Source organism: Dyella lipolytica (genome assembly GCF_030160075.1).
GTDB lineage: Bacteria > Pseudomonadota > Gammaproteobacteria > Xanthomonadales > Rhodanobacteraceae > Dyella_B > Dyella_B lipolytica.
Map to the genome: position 1 here is coordinate 777,565 of NZ_BSNQ01000009.1, position 20,004 is coordinate 797,568.

Genomic DNA, 20,004 nt, shown 5'->3' on the forward strand with positions numbered 1-20,004 from the left:
TTGACGCGCATCTGCATCAGCCAGCTTTCGCCTTCCCAGCCGCGCGCTTTCGCTTTGCCCCATGTGCAGCCTGCACGGCATGCGCTTTCAAAATGGCGGGTATCAAACCCGGAAAGCGCTGTTCTATTTCGCTGCAACGCGTGGTGTTGAACATTTCCACGCCTTGTCGTTCGCTGCGGATCAGACCCGCCTCCCGCAACGCGCGGAAGTGTTGCGACAGCGTCGACTTGGGGATGTTGCGCTCTTTGATCTGCAAGAAGTCCGAGCAAGTAGAAGCGCCGCTGGAAACCGCCAGCTCCATATAGATCGCGGCACGCACGGGATCGGACAGGGCGTGGAGGATGCCTTCCACGGAGATGTCTTCGATCGATGGATGAATCAAGGGCCTCATGACACGCAGTTTACCAGTCCCTTGACAAATAGTTCTATAGTTCATATGTTGCGAACTATTGGAATTCAGAACTCCTTCAGCCCCCACCCATCAGCAGGAATCGTCATGAGCAAGCTCAAAGGTAAAGTCGCCCTCGTTACCGGCGCATCCAAAGGTATCGGCGCGGCCGTCGCCAAGGCGCTAGCCGCCGAAGGCGCGTCGGTCGTCGTGAATTACGCCTCCAGCAAGGCCGGCGCGGACGCCGTGGTTGCCGAGATCGGCAAGGCCGGTGGCAAGGCGGTGGCCGTGCGTGGCGATGTCTCCAAGGCCGCCGACGCACAAGCGATCGTCGATGAGTCGGTCAAGCACTTCGGCCGGCTGGATATCCTCGTCAACAACTCGGGCGTCTATGAGTTCGCCCCTCTCGACGCGATCACCGAAGAGCACTATCACAAGCAGTTCAATGTGAATGTTCTCGGGTTGCTGCTAACGACTCAGGCCGCAGCCAAGCACCTGGGCGAAGGCGCCAGCGTGATCAATATCGGCTCCCTTGTTACACGCATCGTGCCGCCGGGAAGTGCTGTCTATACGGCGACCAAGGGTGCAGTAGATGCCATTACCGGCGTGCTGTCGCGTGAGCTCGGCCCGCGCAAGATTCGCGTCAATGCGCTGAACCCGGGCATGGTCGAAACGGAAGGCACACACGCGGCCGGTTTTATTGGCTCCGACTTCCATGCCGAAGCCATTTCGCATACACCGCTGGGTCGCATCGGCCAGCCTAATGACATTGCGTCGATCGCCGTATTCCTGGCGTCCGACGATTCCTACTGGCTGACCGGCGAGCATTTGTTTGCTGGCGGCGGTGTGCGCTAAACCAAGAAGCAAAAGCCAAGTAGCTGTTTACTTTGGGCCCGGATAGTCCACGTTGTAGATAGCTCGTCATCCCGGCGACATCCGGGATGACGAGCTGAAACCTAACGGCGGCTCCTGATTCACTGCCTGCGCAAACTGCCGTCGCCTATGCCAAGACACAGGCGAGCGGACCTTTTCAAAGTTACCTCGCGAGATACTTTGACGCGGCTTTTGTCGGAAGTGCGCGATGGCGAAAAGGCGGCTACTCCCCCTGTCAACATGGCCGATTCGAGGTCACCGCCGTGAATAGGCCGGAACAGCTGATCAACCCAGGTCGAGCGCATGGCGATCTCCCGAAACACTTGAGGTGTTCTCAAGGTATAGGGAAGAAATGACCCGGAAAAGCGACATCTCTGCAAGCCAGACTTGAATGTCTTGCAATAGCTCAACATCCCGACCAAGGCGAAGCAGCAGCGGATGCTGGGAGGCGCACCACGGTTATACCGTGATAACACTGGCCGATCTGCCCCCCATCCCAGTCCCGTTTGCCCTCCCCGGCATCGCCTACATGCGTGACAGTGCATGCGTACAGCACCGCAGGGTGCGAGGGAGAGACCAACATGCGCAAGACCCATACGCTGATCGCCGTCGCGCTGCTGCTGGCTGGCTGCGGCCACCAGGAAGCGGCTCTGCAAAATCAGAACGACGCGTCGTTCGAAAGCAAGCTCGAACAACAGCTGCTGGATGCCAAGCCCGGCAGCGTGATCGACATTCCCGCCGGCCACTACTCGCTCAAGCGCGGCCTTAGCTTGCGTACCGATGGCGTGACGATTCGCGGCGCCGGCATGGACAAGACCGTGCTCTCGTTCAAAGGTCAGGTAGTAGGCCCCGAGGGCCTGTTGGTGAACGCCAACGACTTCACCATCGAGAACCTCGCCATCGAAGACACGATGGGCGATGCGCTGAAGATCAACCAGGGCAAGAACATCACCATCCATGGTGTGCGCATCGAATGGACGAATGGGCCCAGCAGTACGAACGGCGCGTACGGTCTTTATCCGGTGAAGACGCAGAACGTGCTGGTGGAAGACTCCGTGGTCATCGGCGCATCGGACGCCGGCATTTACGTCGGTCAATCCAACAATATTGTCGTGCGGCGCAATCGCGCCGAGCAGAATGTGGCGGGTATCGAGATCGAGAACTCGGTGAATGCCGATGTGTACGACAACACGGCGACCAAGAACACCGGCGGCATCCTGGTTTTCAACATGCCCAACCTGTCGCAGGCCGGCCATGCCTCGCGCGTGTTCCACAACAAGGTGTTTGCCAACAACACCGGCAATTTTGCGAAGAAGGGCGCGGCCGTGGCGAGCGTGCCGGCCGGTTCGGGCGTGGTGGTGAATTCCAACGACAAGGTCGAGATCTTTGATAACGATATCGCCGACAACCAGACGGCGAGCATCATCATCTCCAGTTACTTCTCTACCAATTACTACAACGCGACCGGCGTAGCCGCCGACTACAACCCGTATCCCAAGGGTATCTACGTCTACGGCAATCGCATCACGGGCGGCGGCGATTCACCGGACGGGCTGAAGCTGAAAACGCTGAAGACGGCGGTATACGGTCTCACCGGCAAATTCCCGGATGTACTGTGGGATGGCTATGCGGATCAGAAAGACCTGGTGGATGGTCTGCCGCCGGCAAACGACCGCATCTGCATTCAGGACGTGAACGGTGTACTCAATGCCGATGGTCCGCATGAATACAAAAATCCGAGTACGGATACCAAGCCCTACCAGTGCACCTTGCCCAAGCTGCCGCCGGTCGTGCTGAACCCGGAACCGAAAGTCTAAGAGTACGTAGTCCATGCAGATGAAGATGTGGATGCGCGGGCTGCTATTGCTCGCGCTGTTGTGCCTGTCGGCTTGTCATCGCGGGATGGATCCGGTGGCGTTTCATGACGATGGTTTTCCACCGAAGCTGAGCGACTGGCACGTGGTCGAGGCGCGTGATGGCGTATTGCAGTTGAACGACGGCGTGGTTCCTTATGAGCTCAACACGCCGCTGTTCACCGATTACGCGCACAAGCTGCGCACGATCTGGATGCCCAAGGGTGTGTCGGCCAAATACAGCCCCACCGATACGTTCGATTTCCCAGTCGGCACCATCATCAGCAAGACGTTTTTCTATCCCTTGCCGAAGGGCGCGACGCGCAATGCCACCGATGTGGCGCGTACCTACGACACCAGCCGCGATTTCGCGGGACAGGGCCTGAGTCTTGCCAACGTGCATCTGATCGAGACACGCCTGCTGGTGCGTCGCAAGGATGGCTGGGTGGCGATTCCTTATGTATGGAATGCAGACCAGACCGAGGCCATCCTCGCACGCACCGGCGACATTCAGGCGCTGACCCTGGTGAGCGACACCGGCGAACGCGAAAACTTCAACTATGTGGTACCCGACCAGAGCCAGTGCGTGAGCTGCCACGCGCACGACTGGACCACGCGTGCGCTGCAACCGATCGGTCCAAAAGCACGTCATCTCAATCGCGACTACCGCTATGCCGACGGCGACGAGAACGAACTCGCGCATTTGATGCGAGTGGGCTACCTCACCGGCGCACCCACACCGACCGATGCGCCGCGCAATGCAAACTGGATGGATACGAACGCTTCGCTGGATGCACGTGCTCGCGCCTATCTCGACATCAACTGCGGTCATTGCCACAACCCCAAAGGCGCGGCAAACACCACGGGCCTGACGCTGGATATCGCTACGCCTGAAGATCGCCACCTTGGTCTATGCAAACCGCCGACCGCGGCGGGCCAAGGCACGGGCGACCATATGTTCGACATCGTGCCCGGTCATCCGGATGATTCGATTCTGCCGTACCGGCTCGGCTCCACCGTGCCCGGAACGATGATGCCGGAGATCGGACGCAGTACCGTGCATAAGGAAGGTCTGGCGCTGATCAAAGCGTGGATTGCGGCGCAGCCGGGAGACTGCGTCGTGCTTCATTAATAACGAACAAGAGTAAGCAGCGGCCTAACCAAGGCCGCGCGATTCGCCATTGAGGGGAGAAACCAGATGACCATGCGTCAACGAGCATTGCCCGCGTGCGTACGCTACCTGCTGCTAGGTGGCGCCGCCTTGCTGATGTGGGCGCCGCTACCGGCATTTGCGGACGACGCCGCGCAAAACACCGGCACCAACGCACAGAGCCAGCCGGATGCGAGCAAGGCCAAGCAGCTGGGCAATATCACGGTGACGGCACAGAGCCGCACGCAGGAAATGGAGCAGGTACCGATCCCGCTGCAAATCATCACTGCCAAGCAGATCGATACGCTTGCCGCCACCGATTTGAGCAAGATGTCGCTGTTCGTGCCGGGCCTGGTGGTCTCTGGCAGCCAGCCCACGCAGCCGAACTACTCATTGCGCGGCGTCAGCACCAGCGACTTCGGCGTGGGTACGGAATCGGCGGTAGGCGTGTACGTGGACGGTGTGTACGCGGCACGTTCCGGCGGCGCATTGCTGGCGTTCAACGACGTGCAGCGCATCGAGGTGCTCAAGGGTCCGCAAGGCACGCTGTTCGGCCGCAATGCGGCAGGCGGCGCGATCTCGATCGTGACTAACGAACCCACCGATAAATTCGAAGGCAAAGCGGTGGTGCGCATCGGTAACGAAGGCGAGCGCTATGGCAACGCGCTGCTCAACATACCGATCAACAAAGACATGGCGCTGCGCATCAGCGTGCTAGACAACCAGAGCGATGGCTGGATCAAGGATCAGGCCAACGGTCAGCATTACGGCAAGAACGATGACTGGGGTAGCCGCATGGTCTACCGCTGGAACATCACGCCCGATACGCGCGTGCTGTGGTCCTGGGATCACGAGCGGCTCAACCAGCCGCCGCAGCCGGCGATCGGCGTGGTCGCGCTGTCGAACGATGTCTACCAGCGCCCGCCGTTTCCATTGCAAACCTCCAGCTATATCAATCCGCTGACGGCGCCGCTGTACAACGATGCGATCGAGGCGGACGAGAGGCGTCAATTCAACGGCTCCACCTTGACCATCGATCATTCATTCAGCTGGGGCAGCTTCACTTCGACGACGGCGTGGCGGCATTTCAACACCTTCAACGACGAGGACAACGACGGTACCAATCACATCGTCACGTACCTCGACACGGCCAACATCGAACACAACAACAGTTGGTATCAGGAGTTCAAGCTGTCGGGTAACACGAATCTCATCGACTGGGTGGCGGGCACGAGTTACTACTACGAGCAAGCACGCCAGACCAGCCAGACCAATATCAACACCGACAGTGTCGATACGTTGGCGCAGAACGTGTTGGGCGTCGGTTTGCCGTTGACGGAAATCAGCCAGGGTCTGGCAGCGTTCGGGTTGCCGTACAACCTGCTGGGTGATCCGTGGCGCGAGCAGATCAGCAATGACGGCAATTTCAAGGCGTATGCCGCGTTCGGCGACGTCATCTGGCATCTCAACGACAATCTGGACCTGACTACCGGTCTGCGTTTTACCGAGGATCACAAGGAATTCAGCTGGTACAACGCACCGCGCCAGGCAGCAGCCTTCGACCAGACCATCGCCGAGCTCAAAGCGAACGGCATCTTCGCGATTCTGCCCCCCGCTGCACAGGGCGCGCTGAATGCGTTCGGCAGCAACATCATCTTCCCGAACGCCGTCGGTATTCCGGTCGAGACCAATCATTCCTGGCACGACTTCAGCCCGCGCGCAGTACTGAGCTACAAGTTCACACCGGACATGATGGCCTACGCTTCGATCACCAAGGGCTACAAGGCCGGCGGCTATAACAGTCTGCAGGTGGGTTCGCTCTATGCGCCCGAGACGGTCTGGAACTACGAAATCGGCCTCAAAACGGTGGTGCCGGAATACAACCTGCTGTTCAACACATCCGCCTATCACTACCGCTATACCAACTTGCAGTCTTCGGTGCTGGATCCGAACAGCACCGGCTCGGGCATTCCGTTCTATATCGTCAGCACCAGCGATCAGGAAGCCAGCGGACTGGAATTTGAAGCCCAATGGCAGCCGGTCGAGGCGCTGCGCCTGAATTTCACCAGCGCCTATATCGACAGCACCTATCTCAAGTACGTCGATACCTCCGGCGTCAGCCTGGCCGGCCAACCGACCGGCGAACCGAGTTTCTCGGCGACCGGCGGCCTTGCCTATACCTGGCATGGCGTCGCCAACGGCGATCTGGAATTTGATCTGCAATACGCCTATCGCGGTCGAACCCGCTGCAACAGCGATTCCCAGGAGCAAGGGTCATGCCTGGTCACGCCGTATTTCACGGTCGGCACGTCGACTACGCGTACCGATGCTCGCCTGGATTGGCATACCCCTGGCGACCGTTGGGGCGTAGCCTTGTACGGCAACAATATCTTCAATAGGCGCTATGTGACGGGTATCGGCAACTACACCACCAACGTCTTTGGGACCACCTACGCCACCGTCACGCCGCCGCGGACGTGGGGGTTGGAACTGCGCACAAAATTCTGAGCAGCCATGAACCAGCCTGATCGTCTCGACCTGTCCAACGAACTCGCCCGGCTGCGTGATGCGCAATCGCGCGATCCCCTTCCTAGTTGGGCGACCCGGGCGCGACGGCTTAAGGCGCTCGATGCGACGGTGCGTGAGCACCGCGCCGAGATCGCCGACGCCATCAACGCGGACTTCGGTTGCCGACCCCGCGAGGAAACCGAGATGCTGGAGATTTTCCCCAGCCTGTCGGCGATCCGCCACGCGTTACGCCACGGTCGCCGCTGGATGCGACCGCAACGCGGGCTGGCCAATCTGGCCTTTCTGCCTGCGCGGATCGAGATGAGGCCGCAGCCGCTGGGTGTGATCGGCATCATCGTGCCGTGGAACTACCCGCTGTTCCTTGCTGTGGGCCCGCTGGTGGATGCGCTCGCCGCGGGTAACCGCGTGATGGTGAAGATGAGCGAGTACACGCCGCGTTTTGCGCAACTGTTCGCCGAGCTCGTCGCGCGCCATTTTCAGCCCGACGAAGTCGTCGTAGTGAATGGTGACGCGTCGGTCGGTGAAGCGTTTGCCGGCTTGCCGTTCGACCATCTGCTATTCACCGGCTCCACCGCCGTGGGTCATCACGTGATGCGTTCGGCGTCAGCGAATCTCACTCCGGTCACGCTGGAGCTGGGCGGGAAGTCGCCCGCCATCGTCGGCCCCGGCGCACGTTTCGAGCATGCGGTAGAACGCATCGTGTTCGGCAAGCTGGTCAATGCAGGACAGACCTGCATCGCGCCGGACTACGTGCTGGTGCCGCGAGCGGAGCTTGCACGTTTTGCCTCCACGGCACGCGATGTCGTGGCACGCTTGTATCCGGACTTCGCCAACAACAAGCAATACGCCAGCATCGCCACCGATCGCCACTATCAGCGTCTGGCCGATCTGCGCGATGGCGCCGTGGCGGCCGGTGCGCGCAGCGAGCGTCTCAGCGACGTGTCCGACCGGTCAGCGCAGCGCCTGCTGACGCCGGTGCTGCTGACCGATGTGCGCGACGACATGCCGGTGATGCAGCAGGAAATTTTCGGCCCGCTGCTGCCGGTGCTGCCTTACGACGATCTCGACGGAGCGATTGACTACGTCGCCGCTCGTCCGCGCCCGCTCGCGCTGTATCTGTTCGAACAGGATCAGGGCAAAGTCGATCGCGTGCTGGCGCGTACTCACGCCGGTGGCGTGACGCTCAACGATACGATCTATCACATCGCCCAGCATGATCTGCCGTTCGGCGGGGTTGGCCCTTCGGGCATGGGCGGTTATCACGGCGAAGCCGGTTTCCGCACGTTCTCCCACATGAAACCGGTGTTCCATCAGGCCCGTCTCAACGGCGCCGGCCTGCTCAATCCGCCTTATGGCAAACGCTTCCGGCAGATGTTGGAGATTCTGCTGCGTCGAGGTTGAAAACCGTCGGCGCGTTCAGGCGCCCTAGACTAGAAACGAAAAAACCTCTCCGCTTGCGCGGAGAGGTTGTCGAGTACGGCGTACAACCGATCAGAACTTGTAGACGGCCGACAGGGCAAACAGATTGCCGTAGTCGTCGTAGGTCCCGGTGATGGTGTCTTCGGTCGCGCTCACGTCGTTGTTGATCGACGCGCGATTCACAAAAATGTGCGCATACGAGGCATTGAGTGACAGGTGCTCGCTCGCCTTGTAGCCGACACCGAACGAGAGCAGTTTGCGCGTCTCGTCCGGCACGCGCACATCGCGCGTCGCCGCAGCCGTCGGGGTGGTGTCGAAGCCGATACCGCCACGCAGCGTCAGCTTGTCGGTGAGGTAGTACTCGCCACCGAACGATGCGTACCAGGAGTTGTGCCAGTCGAACACCTGGGTGGTGGCCGGCTGTGCCGCATTGCCGTAGTTGACGGTGAGGTTCTTGAAGACGTCCCACTGGGTGTAGCTGACGTCTGCACCGAAGCCGAACTTATCTTCCTGATGCCAGTAGCTGGTGGTCGTCACAGCCGGGGTCGTGAAATCGGCCGTACCACTGGTGTTCTGGAAGGGCAGGTTGCTCGTATTCAGGCCCAGCACGGGCGCCAGCTGGTTGATCAGGGTCGACACGTTCTGCGGCACATTGAAATCTGCCGTGCCCTGCAGGCGGTGGCTGATCTTGGAGCGGTAGTTGAAGGCCAGGCGATCCTGCGAATCGATCTTCCACAGACCGCCCAACTGCCAACCCCAGGCCCAGTCACTACCGGTGATGCGTGCCTGCCCGTCGGTACCTGGCGGAATCAAACCGTACACCGCGCTAGGAGGCAGATTGAGCTTGCTGCCCGGGCCCGCCAAGGCCAGGCCAACACTGGCGAAATTGATCGCATTGGTCAGCGTGGCGCTGGTGCGCTGCGCGATGGCGCTGCCGCCGATGCTGAAGTTGTCGGCGACATCAAACGATGCCGACAGCGTGCCATCCAACGACTCGAACTTCGATTCGATCGCGTTGTAGCGGCCGACCCAACCGTTGTCGTATTCGGTCTTGAAGCCGAACGGCACCGTGAACGCCGCGCCGACGTGCCAGCGATCGCTTACCTGGGTTTCGAAGAAAAACGCCGGCACCGGCATGGTGGTGCCGGCATCGCCGCCATTGTTGCCGCTGATCGGGTTGCCAAGTACGTCGTGGGCGCTGCCGCTGAATTGGGCGCTGAAGTTGATGGCGGTGACGTCCGCCTCGAAATAGGTACCCTTGAGGTCGGTCATGGATGCCGGGCCGTTGGCCACGACAGACACATCACCACCACCAGCGGCCAGGGAGCCTGCATAGGCGCGGCCCATAGCCTGGGCGCTGTCTTCCTTCAGCTGAAAAGCGCTCGCGCGGGCCTGCTGCGGGGCTGCCAGGGCGCCTGCAATGGCCAGGCCGAGGGCGGCCAGCGCAAACGGACGGGCACCACAACGGGTGGTGTTACGGGAAAACATGGACATCGCTTGCTCCTGCTTTTTTGTTGACGGCTCGGGTCGTAGCGGGGGCATGCGGTTCGCCGGAAATTCATACGCGCGTTTGATACCCCAGGCGGGCACTGTGCCGACTCGAGTCAGGGCATGCAAGTGCAGTTGCAGCAATCGGCGCGGGCCGAGAGGAGAGTGCTGAGAGCCTGCCTAAGTTCTCCGAGGGCGACGCTGACGATAGGTACTGCTAACCTTCGGCCACAGGTCATCCCCGCGGGCATCGCCATGCATTGTTTCGTTTATGCCAGCCAGCGCAAGGCCGACACGTATGTGTGGCTGGATCGCCAGGATAACTTCGAGGTGTTGCCCGCGCCGCTGGCCTTGCTGCTCGGCGATTTGCGTTTCGTGCTGGAAGTGGAGTTGCACGTGCAACGGCGTCTGCCGCAGGAAGACGTTGCCGTGGTGATGGAACACCTGCGCACGCGCGGCTGGCACTTGCAATTGCCGCCGCAGGAAACGCTCGCCACCGCCGGCATGCTCGATCAGGAAGCGGCGCCCAAACGCCATGACGAATAACCGTTAACAAGCGATTACCGTCTGACGCGCCCCTGATTCCTATACTCGCCGACATGCCACCCATTAAATCGCGCCGCTCATCTTCCGTGCTGACTTCCTTTATCTGGTTCGTGCCAGGTTTGATCGCAGCCGCCATCGCCGCCGCCATCGGCGCCCATCCGCTCACGCTGATCCCACTGCTGCTGGCCAATACGTTGACCATGACCGCAGTTTGTCACGCGATCGGATTCGATCCAGAACCCAACTTCACCCGCACTGCCCTGCGGCGCGGTGCGGCGCACTTGGCCATGCTCACCTGTTATGTGGCGGTGGTATTCCTGCTGATCGCGTGGCCGATGCTGCGACTCAGCCAGCACCCGACACTGGGCGCCAGCTTGCTGTTGGCGGCCGCGCTGGTCGTGGCGCTGATGGTGCTATGGCGCCTATGGCCGGCCTTTGCACTGGTGTTTGTCTGGGATGACGCCTATCCCGCGCACGGCAGCAACGAAGGCTCGTGGCTGTTCACGGCCACGGTGCGCAGTGTGGCGTTTGGGCGGCACCTTGCGCGCGAGGAAGATTTTTTCAGCCATTTCCTACCCAGCGCACTGAGTCTGCTCATACTCTCGTTCGCTGCCATCGCGCTGAGCGGGCTGTACGGCGTCCTGCCGACAGAAATGCGCACCGCTGCGCTGGTGCTGTATGCCGTGGTGCTGATGCCCTTGGGTTGCCTGCTCATCGCCAACCGCACGCTGCGCGTGATGTTGTGCGAGAGCCGTCGATCGCGGCGGCGTGATGCGCCGCGTTCCGAGACCACGACGCCGGTTGCGGCGGCGCCCGCTTCCACACCTCAGCTGAGCGAACAAGAACGCCTGGCCGGTACGCCGGAACAGGCGCAAGCATTGCTGGCTGCGACCCGCCAGGGCGACATCGCGCGCGCCCTCGCCCTGGTCGAGGCCGGAGCCGATCCAAACACGGCGCCAACCGCTGGCGATCGCGACCAGCGCCCGGTGCTGATGCTGGCTGCGCTGTTGCCTGATCCGCACCTGCTGCGCGCGCTGATCGTCAAAGGCGCCGACGTCAACCGCGCTAGCGGTGGCCTCACACCGCTGCTGGCTGCCACGCGCGACAGCTGGCATGGTCGCGCGGACGCCGTGATGACCTTGCTGGCCAACGGCGCCAATCCGCTCGCCGCCGATGCCGACGGCAACACGCCGCTGCACGGCGCCGTACTTAGTGGCGAACCCACTGTTGCGGCGATGCTGCTCGATGCGGGTGCGTCGATCGACGCGCTCAACAAGGTCGGCGCCAGTCCGTTGTCGATCGCCTGCCGCGCCGCCAACTGGCCTTTGCTGCAATTCCTGCTGGAACGCGGTGCCAAGGCATCTCCGGCGCATGGCGAACCGGCGCTGATCGCCGCTGCCGGCATCGCCGATGACGACGTCACGGGCGTGAAGATGCTGCTGAAACATCGTGCAGCTGTAAATGCCGTCGACGCCAAGCAACGCAGTGCCTTGATGACCGCCGCCGCCGAGGGACACGAGCAGATCGCACGCGCACTGCGCATCGCGGGTGCGGATGTGAATCTGGTCGATCATCACGGCAGCACGGCGCTGATGGAAGCATCTCGTGCCGGTGCCGTCGGCGTCGTGCAACTACTTGCCGAGGCGCAGGCGGATGCGCGTGCCCGCGACAAGCACGGCCGCGATGCGTTGACGCTGGCCTGTCAGTCACCCCATGCACACGTTGAAACGGTGCGTGCCCTGCTCGCGCTCGGCGCCGAACCGAAAACCCCCGGCAGCAACGGCCGCAGCGCGCTCGATCACGCCGCCGCCAGCGGTCGCTGGGATCTGGTCGCGCTGCTCGATCCGGATACGCCGCTACCGGCCAGCCTGAATCTCGATGCGATTTCCGAAGGTGCCGATACGCCGGCGCACCTGCTCGACGCGCTTCGCTTCGGACATTGGGCGATCGTTTCCAGCTTCGCGACGCGCACGCGCGATTGGTCGCAAGCACAACTCGCACAGCTCTATCTCGATCTCACCGAACCCGGCCTCAGCGCGGCGCGGCGCTGGCTACTCGATCATGGCCTGCAGGCCGAAGCCCGCCTGCAACCGCAATTGATCGACGATATCGACAGCGACCATCCCATCCTTCCGCCGCTCGGACGTCGCTTGTTCGACGCCTTGCTGCCGCTGCTGCCCGACAGCACCGAAGCCATCGAAGATTTGCTCGATGGCGGCGCGACTCCCGCCGGCGCCGGACTACTCTCGCAAGCCCTGGGCCGACTGCACAACGCACCTCAAGCGACCGCATTGCCGCTGGCCTTGCTCGAGCGTGGCGCCGATCCGTTCGGCGCCGACGAACGCGAACGCACGCCGGTGTACCTGGCGGCCGCCCACGGCCAGCTTGCGTTGCTGCAAGCATTGCTGAGCCGCGGCTGCAATCCGAACAGCCGCGACGGCAACGGACGGACGCCGCTATTCGCCGCACTTGAACACGGCGCCGATGCGTTGCCGCTAGTGCGCACACTGGTGGCGCATGGCGCGGATGCCGAAGCCGTCGATGCGAACGGCGAAACGCCTCTCGGGCTCGCACTCGAACATCCAGAGCTGGAACGCTGGCTCGACTGGAACGGCTGGCAGCGCCCACGCCGACCGCTGCGCGCTGACGATCTGATTCGCGCCACCATGCACGGCGAAGACATCGCCGTACGCCGTCTGCTGGAACTCGGCTTCCCTGTCGATGCGCGCGATGCGCAAGGCGCCACCGCGCTGTTGCACGCCTGCGGTGCCGGGCATCGCGAAGTCGCCGTAACGCTGATCGATGCAGGTGCCGATGTAGGGGCCAGCGCCAGCAATGGCATGACGCCGCTTGCCGCAGCCGTCGCTGCGCGGCGTGAAGCGCTAGTGGCCTTGCTGCTTGAACGCGGTGCCACGGTGGACCAACGCCTGCCGGGCGATGCCACGGCCTTGATGGTTGCCGCCGTGCAGGGTTATCCCGAGATCGCCGAGCAACTGCTGGAAGCCGGCGCCGACGCCAACGCCGTAGACGCGCGCGGACATAGCGCACTGCATGCCGGCTCGCAGTTCGGCTTCGAACAGAACGACAGCTTGCGCGCGCGTCGCCTGTTCGATGCGCTGCTCAAGCGCAAGGCCGATCCGAATCTGGCCGATAGCGAAGGCAAAACGGCGCTGCTCTTGTTGCTCGGCGCTCATTTGCGCCCGGGCAGTCCGTGCGACGCAACGCATATCGGGGCTCTGTTGCCGGTGCTGCTCGATGCCGGTGCGCGTATCGAGCATGCCGATCAGCGCGGCGTGACTGCCCTGCATGCCTGCGCCATGCATGCTTTGCTGCCGCCGGCCCGCGTCTTGCTGGCGCGCGGCGCGGATCGCAACGCGGCGGATACTTTCGGCCGCACCGCGGCGGATGTGGCGCGACACCTGGGCTTTATCGACATCGCGCACGAGTTGGCCGCACGCGGAGGAGCCATTCCCAGCGTGCGTCAGACCTTGCGCCAACCGGCGCAGCCTTCCGAGTAAGTTGGGGTGACTACAGACGCGTATCGGCTAAGGCCGATGCTGCGTCGATGGACGGTGCGGCCGATAAGCGTGCCGGCAACTCGCGCCAGGCATCGATCACTTCGTCGGGGGCAATGGCATCGACGCGATTGAACGGCTGGCCGCCCAACACGCGTACAACATCCGGCGCGCGGCCTCGCGGCGTCCAATGGCAGGGTGATACCGACCCGAACAACACCACCAGCGGGCAACCCATCGCGGCCGCCATATGCGCCGGCCCGGTATCCACTGAAATCATGCTGTGCGCGACGGCCAGTAACGCTTTCAATCGGGACAGCGGCAAGTCTTTGGCGACGACTTCGACGTGCGGCTGCGCCATCGTCTTGCGAATGCTTTCCAGATATTCCACTTCGGCCGCCGATCCGCAAAGCAGAATACGGGCTTGCGGCAGCTTGGCGTGGATCGCCCCAACCACCCTGGCCCAATGTGCGATCGGCCACGACTTGTCGTCGTCGCTTGCCGCTCGCACGCCATTCCAGCGCATGGTGCGTTTGTTCGCCGGCTGCAATAGCACCAGCGGATGTCCGGCTAGTCCGCGATCGACCAGCCAGCGCTCGCATTCAGCACGTTCCTGCGTACTGACCAGCAACTCGGGCACGCAGCCGGTCATGCATGCCACCTGCGCAAACGGGTCGTGAAATGCTGGCGGCGTGGCGTTGGCCAGTTGCAGCAGATGTTCGATCCAGTGGCCGCCGGGCGGCAGTGCGATGTCGTTGAGGAACACGCAGTGACTGTCGGGAATGCCTGCCAGCTTCAGCATCAGGCGAATCCTGGCCAGCGAACGCGGCTGCGGTTCGCAGACATAGACCGGCACATGTCGCATCCGTCGTAACGCAAAGACGGCACGCCATTGTTCTGGACTCAGCGGCATAGGCCGGTGATGCGACTGCAGCGCAATCACCTCCGCCACATCAGGCTGATCCCGATATAGCTCGATCGCGTATGTGCCCACCGCCAGCAGCTGGCAGGGTTGCCCGTAGCGGGCATGCAGCCGGCGCAGCAGCGGCTGCAGCAACAGCGTGTCGCCGAGGCGGCCGAAACGGATGACGAGCGGGCGAAAAGGCTGAGACATGCGCATGCGGAACGCGGAGAGCTTTTGTCTGGTTTACATCAGGCAGGCTGAATGATCTTCGTCCGTTGCCTGCGCGCCAATCCCGTCGTTGTACCGAGTCAATGCTACAGCGATGAGTCTGCGTCGAAACCTTGTTTATCGCTCGCCGATGAGCGGCGTATCCGCGTCCGGCGCGTTGCTGGGCGCCGGCTTGATTTCGGCATCGGCCTCGAACAGCCGGTCCAGATCGGCCAGCGCCTCGCGCGTGGTTTGCACCAGCTTGGCTTCGTCGTCATAGACCAAATACTGAATCTTGATCAGCTCGGCGTCCTGGCGACGAAAACGCTCCACTTCCGCCACCGCTTCTTCCGGCGACAGGCCCAGTGCTTCCAACGCCTTGCGAGTCATTTTGAGGCTGGAAAACAACGTCTCGCGCACCGGCTCATCGATACCCAGATCCATCAATCGCCACACGTGTTGGCGATTGCGCGCACGGGCGACAATCTTCAGATGCGGATACTGGCGGCGTACCACACGCGCCACGCGCAGGCTGGCTTCCGGGTCGTCGCTGGCCAGCACGAATACTTCCGCTTTATCGGCCTGCGCTGCGCGCAACAGTTCCGGACGCGCCGGATCGCCATAGAAGATACCTGTCTGGCCACCGAAGCGCTGCACCAGATCGATTTGTTCGACCGAGTGATCCAGTGCCACGAATGGAATGTTTCGGGCGCGCAGCACGCGCGCGACGATCTGGCCCATGCGCCCGTAGCCGGCGATGATCACGCGCGGATGATCCACGTTGATGGTGTCGAACGGACGCGAAGATTTTTTCTGTTGCTTTCCAAGCACCTTCCCGATGACCGCCACCCACAACGGCGTCAGCCCCATCGACAACGTGATGGCCAGCACCAGCACACCGCCCTGGCGCTCGGCGATCAAGCCGCGATCGGCTGCCTGCCGCAACACGACGAAGGCGAACTCGCCGCCACTGGCCAGCAGCACCGCAAGGCGCAGGGCATCGCCGCGATGGAGGCCGCCCACCGTCAGCCCCAACGGCCACAACAGCAGACCTTTCACCAGCAGCAGGCCGAAGGTGAGCCCAAGCACCAGCCACGGCGATTGCAGCAGCAAATCGATCCGCATCGACATACCGACGCTGATGAAAAACAAGCCCAGCAGCAGACCCTTGAACGGTTCGATATTCGATTCGAGCTCGTGACGGTATTCGGAATCGGCTAGCAGCACGCCCGCGAGAAAGGCGCCCAGCGTGACCGACACACCCGTCTCTTCCATCAACAGCGCGACGCCCATCACCACCAGCAAGGCCGTCGCGGTCGACACTTCCACCGAATCGGCCCGCGCCACGAAGCGGAATATCGGGCGCAACAGGTAGCGACCGCCAACCACCACCGCCACAATCACCGCCACCGTGCGAAGCACGGCGTAGGGATCGATGCCGTGTTTGGCTGACGTCGATGCCAACAGCGGCACAGCGGCAATCAATGGAATCGCTGCCAGATCCTGGAACAGCAGGATCGCAAACGACTGCCGACCGTAGGACACGCCGGCCTCCTTGCGCTCGGCCAGAATCTGCAGGCCGAACGCCGTCGACGACAGCGCCAGGCTGCCGCCGACGATCGCCGCCGCGCCCGGCGTCAAGCCGAACCACGCGTAAGCGATCACCCCAATGACCGTGCTGCAGGTGAGCACCTGCAGTAGGCCGGTGCCGAACACGGGCCGGCGCATCACCCACAGCCGTTGCGGCGAGAGCTCCAGACCGATCACAAACAGCATCAGCACCACACCGAATTCGGCGATGGCGGCGGCGCCGCTGGGGTCCGCGATCAGGCCCAACTCCGCCGGTCCGATCACGATGCCTGCCAATAGATAGCCCAGCACGGCCCCAAGGCGGAACCGCTTGGTGAGCGGCACGGCGATGACCGTCGCCAAGAGGAAGATCACTGCGGTTCGCAGGAATTGATGGCTGTCCACGCTCACCCTCGATGATCGAAATGATCCTATGGCCGCGATTATTTCATGCGATTCCCGACAGGAACGTAAAAAGACACGGCTGACGAGAGTGCGCCGGACATGGGATCATCCGGCGCCATGAAACCACTCTCCCGCCTGCTCGTCCTTTTCGCGCTGTGCCTGGCCTCATCCGTCTACGCGCAGTCCGCCATACCGGTCTACGGCTACAAGGTGTTGCACACCTATCCGCACGACACCGGTGCTTACATCGAAGGCTTTTTCTATCTCAACGGATACTTCTACGAAGGCACCGGGACGGTCGGACAATCCTCCGTGCGCAAGGTCGACATGAAGACCGGTGAAGTGTTGCAGGTGGCGCATCTGCCACCGCCCGACTACGGCGAAGGCATCGTCGCCTGGAAGCACAAGCTGATCGAGCTCACGTGGCAATCGCATCGCGGCTATATCTACGACCTGGATAGCTTCAAGCAGATCGGCCAGTTCGATTATCCCGGCGAAGGCTGGGCGCTCACCGACGACGGTCATCACATTCTGATGAGCGACGGTACGCCGACTATTCGCGTGCTCGACCCGGAGACGCTCAGGCAGATCGGCAAGATCGATGTCACCGCCGATGGCGCGCCGCTCGTCAACATCAACGAACTGGAATGGGTGAAAGGTCAGATCTACGCAAACGTGTGGCTGACCCACCGCATTGCGCGTATCGATCCCGCCAGCGGCAAGGTCGTGGGCTGGATCGACCTGACCGGTCTCGGACCGAAGGCCAATGAAACCGTCGATCCCGACAATGATGTGCTCAATGGCATTGCTTACGACGCGAAGCACGATCGACTCTTCGTCACCGGCAAACGCTGGCCGTTGATCTATGAGATTCGCCTGACCTCGCCGTCACAAGAAAACCGGTAGGTTGACGTGGGCGGAACGAGCCCCCACGTGATGGAGTGCTGTGTGTTGGAGTTGGCGTTGCTCACTCCAACCTAAGCGGCGCTGCTCATCATCGTCGGAGTCGATTAGCCATGATCACGATGCAATATCGCATCAGCCTGCCTGCCGATTACGACATGAACATCATCCGCCGACGCATTGCGGAGAGAGGGCATCTGACGGACGACTTTCCGCAACTGTCGTTCAAAACCTACCTCTACGCAGATCGCACCCATGCACCGGCTGGCGGTCGTGAAAACCTCTATGCGCCGTTCTACCTGTGGCACAACGCGGAAGGCATGAACGCCTTTCTCGCTGGCGCGGGTTTTGCCGGCGTGGTCGAATCATTCGGTCGGCCCGTTGTGCGGACGTGGTCGGTATGGCGTGCGGAGACGGCACCGGATCTGTCCATCGCCACGCATGCGACGCGAGAGAGGGTGCCGATGGCCACTCACGCCGCGCTGGGCGCCGTGCGTGAAACGGAAAACACGAACGTGCAGACTGATCTCGACCGTGGCGCGCTCGCAGCGATCAGCGCTTACGATCCCACTACCTGGACGCTGCTGCGGTTCCGCCTGTGGCGCACGGCGACCACCCGACCGGCAGGCGACGACGTCGATGTCTACGACGTTGGCCATGTGTCCCAACCTTCGGCAAAGCACTGATCATCCCTTCTTAAGGAGCCAAGACATGCCTCTCGTCCGTATCGCCCTGCGTCGCGGTAAATCTCCGGCTTACATTGCCGCCTTGCGCAACGGCATCTACGCCGTCATGCGTGAAGCGTTCAACGTGCCGGAGAACGACCGCTTCATCCTAGTCAGCCAACATGACGCCGACGAGTTCGACTACGACCCCAACTATCTGGGCATCGCGCGCAGCGATGATCTGGTGATCGTGCAAATCGCCTGCAACAACACGCGCACGGTCGAACAGAAGCAGGCGTTCTACAAGCGCGTGATGGAAAAGCTGGTCGCCGATCCCGGCCTGCGACCCGAGGATGTTTTCATCAACCTGCTGGAGACGGCCAAAGAGAACTGGTCGTTCGGCAACGGCATCGCGCAGTACGCCTGATCCGTCGGAGGCGTGGCGTCATTCGCCACGCAGCCAGCGTGCTGCGTCGATTGCAAAGTACGTGAGGATCGCGTCGGCACCGGCGCGCTTGAATGCGGTGAGTGATTCGAGCACCACCGCGCGCTCGTCCAGCCAGCCGTTTTGCGCAGCGGCTTTCAGCATCGCGTATTCGCCGCTGACCTGATAGACGAAGGTGGGTACGCCGAATGCGTCCTTCACGCGACGCAGCACATCCAGATACGGCATACCTGGTTTCACCATCACCGCATCTGCTCCTTCCGCAATGTCCAGTTCCACTTCGCGCAGGGCTTCATCGCTGTTGGCGATATCCATCTGGTAGGTGTGCTTGTTGCCCTTGCCCAAGCTTGCCGACGAACCGACTGCATCGCGGAACGGGCCGTAGAACGCGGAGGCGTATTTGGCGGAGTAGGCAAGGATGCGCGTGTGTATATGTCCGGCGTGTTCGAGCGCATCGCGGATCGCGCCGATGCGGCCGTCCATCATGTCCGAAGGTGCGACAAAGTCCATGCCGGCTTCGGCTTGCGCCAGCGACATCTTGATGAGCGCTTCGACGGTGGGCTCGTTCATGACGTAACCGTGTTCGTCGATCAGACCGTCCTGGCCGTGCGTGGTGTACGGATCGAGTGCGACATCGCCAATCAGTCCGAGATCGGGATATTTTGCTTTCAGTGCACGCGTAGCGCGTTGCATCAAACCCTGCGGATTCCACGCCTCCGCGGCATCTTCGCTTTTCACCGCAGCACCTGGCGAGGGAAACAGCGCGAGCGCGGGAATACCCAAGCGCACGCACTCACCGGCCAGTGCCAGCAAGCCATCGATGGAGAGACGATCCACACCCGGCATCGACGGCACGGGCTCGCGCTTGCCTTCACCTTCGATCACGAAGGCCACCATGATCAGGTCGCTGGGCAGCAGCGTATGTTCACGCATCAGTGTGCGGGAAAAGGCGTCACGGCGCATGCGGCGCATGCGGATGGCAGGGAAGTTCATACGGAAATCTCTTGCGATCTGTTCACACAGTTTAACGCCGTGCGACCCCGGCGCGGCCAGACGGAATGCCGCGCCCCCACTGGCGCAGCTTCTGAGATGCCTCACGTTAAACATTGTCACGGAGATAAACGCCGATCTGCGCATACGCATGA

Annotated in this window: 15 protein-coding genes; 10 read left to right on the forward strand and 5 right to left on the reverse strand. The window is 62.0% G+C overall.

Annotated elements, in window-relative coordinates:
* Positions 1-16 precede the first annotated feature (16 nt).
* Positions 17-391 carry an ArsR/SmtB family transcription factor gene (locus QQL64_RS16615; protein ID WP_284401647.1) on the reverse strand — a complete coding sequence of 125 codons (375 nt, stop codon included), beginning with the start codon at positions 389-391 and terminating at the stop codon, positions 17-19.
* 105 nt (positions 392-496) lie between these two features.
* Between QQL64_RS16615 and QQL64_RS16620 the strand changes: the two genes are divergently transcribed.
* The 5 genes from QQL64_RS16620 (at position 497) to QQL64_RS16640 (ending at position 8,194) form a co-directional block, all read left to right on the forward strand.
* Positions 497-1,243, forward strand: a complete 747-nt coding sequence (locus tag QQL64_RS16620; RefSeq protein WP_284401649.1) for a glucose 1-dehydrogenase — start codon at positions 497-499, stop codon at positions 1,241-1,243.
* Positions 1,244-1,842: 599 nt separating this feature from the next.
* Positions 1,843-3,078 (forward strand): parallel beta-helix domain-containing protein, encoded by a 1,236-nt coding sequence (locus tag QQL64_RS16625; protein ID WP_284401651.1) that lies wholly within the window; start codon positions 1,843-1,845, stop codon positions 3,076-3,078.
* A 13-nt stretch (positions 3,079-3,091) separates the two neighbouring features.
* The gene (locus tag QQL64_RS16630) at positions 3,092-4,246 is read left to right on the forward strand and encodes an SO2930 family diheme c-type cytochrome (RefSeq protein ID WP_284401653.1); all 1,155 of its coding nucleotides are present in this window, start codon (positions 3,092-3,094) and stop codon (positions 4,244-4,246) included.
* Positions 4,247-4,312: 66 nt separating this feature from the next.
* The gene (locus tag QQL64_RS16635; RefSeq protein ID WP_284401655.1) at positions 4,313-6,772 is read left to right on the forward strand and encodes a TonB-dependent receptor; all 2,460 of its coding nucleotides are present in this window, start codon (positions 4,313-4,315) and stop codon (positions 6,770-6,772) included.
* Between the two features lie 6 nt (positions 6,773-6,778).
* On the forward strand, positions 6,779-8,194 hold the full coding sequence (locus QQL64_RS16640) for a coniferyl aldehyde dehydrogenase (protein WP_284401656.1): 1,416 nt from the start codon (positions 6,779-6,781) through the stop codon (positions 8,192-8,194).
* Between the two features lie 90 nt (positions 8,195-8,284).
* On the opposite strand, the gene QQL64_RS16645 is transcribed toward QQL64_RS16640, so the two are convergent.
* Positions 8,285-9,706: an OmpP1/FadL family transporter gene (locus tag QQL64_RS16645; protein WP_284401658.1), complete on the reverse strand. Its 1,422-nt coding sequence runs from the start codon at positions 9,704-9,706 to the stop codon at positions 8,285-8,287.
* Between the two features lie 249 nt (positions 9,707-9,955).
* Between QQL64_RS16645 and QQL64_RS16650 the strand changes: the two genes are divergently transcribed.
* Together QQL64_RS16650 and QQL64_RS16655 are read left to right on the forward strand one after the other, a co-directional pair.
* Positions 9,956-10,246, forward strand: a complete 291-nt coding sequence (locus tag QQL64_RS16650; protein ID WP_284401660.1) for a YcgL domain-containing protein — start codon at positions 9,956-9,958, stop codon at positions 10,244-10,246.
* Positions 10,247-10,299: 53 nt separating this feature from the next.
* A complete protein-coding gene (locus QQL64_RS16655; protein WP_284401662.1) occupies positions 10,300-13,764 on the forward strand; it encodes an ankyrin repeat domain-containing protein in 3,465 nt (1,154 codons plus the stop codon).
* A gap of 10 nt (positions 13,765-13,774) precedes the next feature.
* On the opposite strand, the gene QQL64_RS16660 is transcribed toward QQL64_RS16655, so the two are convergent.
* Both QQL64_RS16660 and QQL64_RS16665 read right to left on the reverse strand, forming a co-directional pair.
* Positions 13,775-14,875 (reverse strand): glycosyltransferase family 9 protein, encoded by a 1,101-nt coding sequence (locus QQL64_RS16660; protein ID WP_284401664.1) that lies wholly within the window; start codon positions 14,873-14,875, stop codon positions 13,775-13,777.
* 135 nt (positions 14,876-15,010) lie between these two features.
* Complete coding sequence (locus QQL64_RS16665; RefSeq protein ID WP_284401665.1) at positions 15,011-16,846, reverse strand: monovalent cation:proton antiporter-2 (CPA2) family protein; 1,836 nt, start codon at positions 16,844-16,846, stop codon at positions 15,011-15,013.
* 117 nt (positions 16,847-16,963) lie between these two features.
* Between QQL64_RS16665 and QQL64_RS16670 the strand changes: the two genes are divergently transcribed.
* The 3 genes from QQL64_RS16670 to QQL64_RS16680 all read left to right on the forward strand — a co-directional run bounded on the left by QQL64_RS16670 (position 16,964) and on the right by QQL64_RS16680 (position 18,841).
* Positions 16,964-17,752, forward strand: coding sequence for a glutaminyl-peptide cyclotransferase (locus QQL64_RS16670; RefSeq protein ID WP_284401666.1), 789 nt, complete (start codon positions 16,964-16,966; stop codon positions 17,750-17,752).
* Between the two features lie 110 nt (positions 17,753-17,862).
* Positions 17,863-18,435 (forward strand): DUF4865 family protein, encoded by a 573-nt coding sequence (locus tag QQL64_RS16675; protein ID WP_284401667.1) that lies wholly within the window; start codon positions 17,863-17,865, stop codon positions 18,433-18,435.
* A gap of 25 nt (positions 18,436-18,460) precedes the next feature.
* Entirely contained in the window at positions 18,461-18,841 is a 381-nt protein-coding gene (locus QQL64_RS16680; protein ID WP_284401669.1) for a tautomerase family protein, read from the forward strand.
* 18 nt (positions 18,842-18,859) lie between these two features.
* Here the strand turns inward: QQL64_RS16680 and hemB are convergent, their stop codons facing one another.
* Positions 18,860-19,852: a porphobilinogen synthase gene (hemB, locus tag QQL64_RS16685; protein WP_284401670.1), complete on the reverse strand. Its 993-nt coding sequence runs from the start codon at positions 19,850-19,852 to the stop codon at positions 18,860-18,862.
* Between the last annotated feature and the right edge of the window lie 152 nt (positions 19,853-20,004).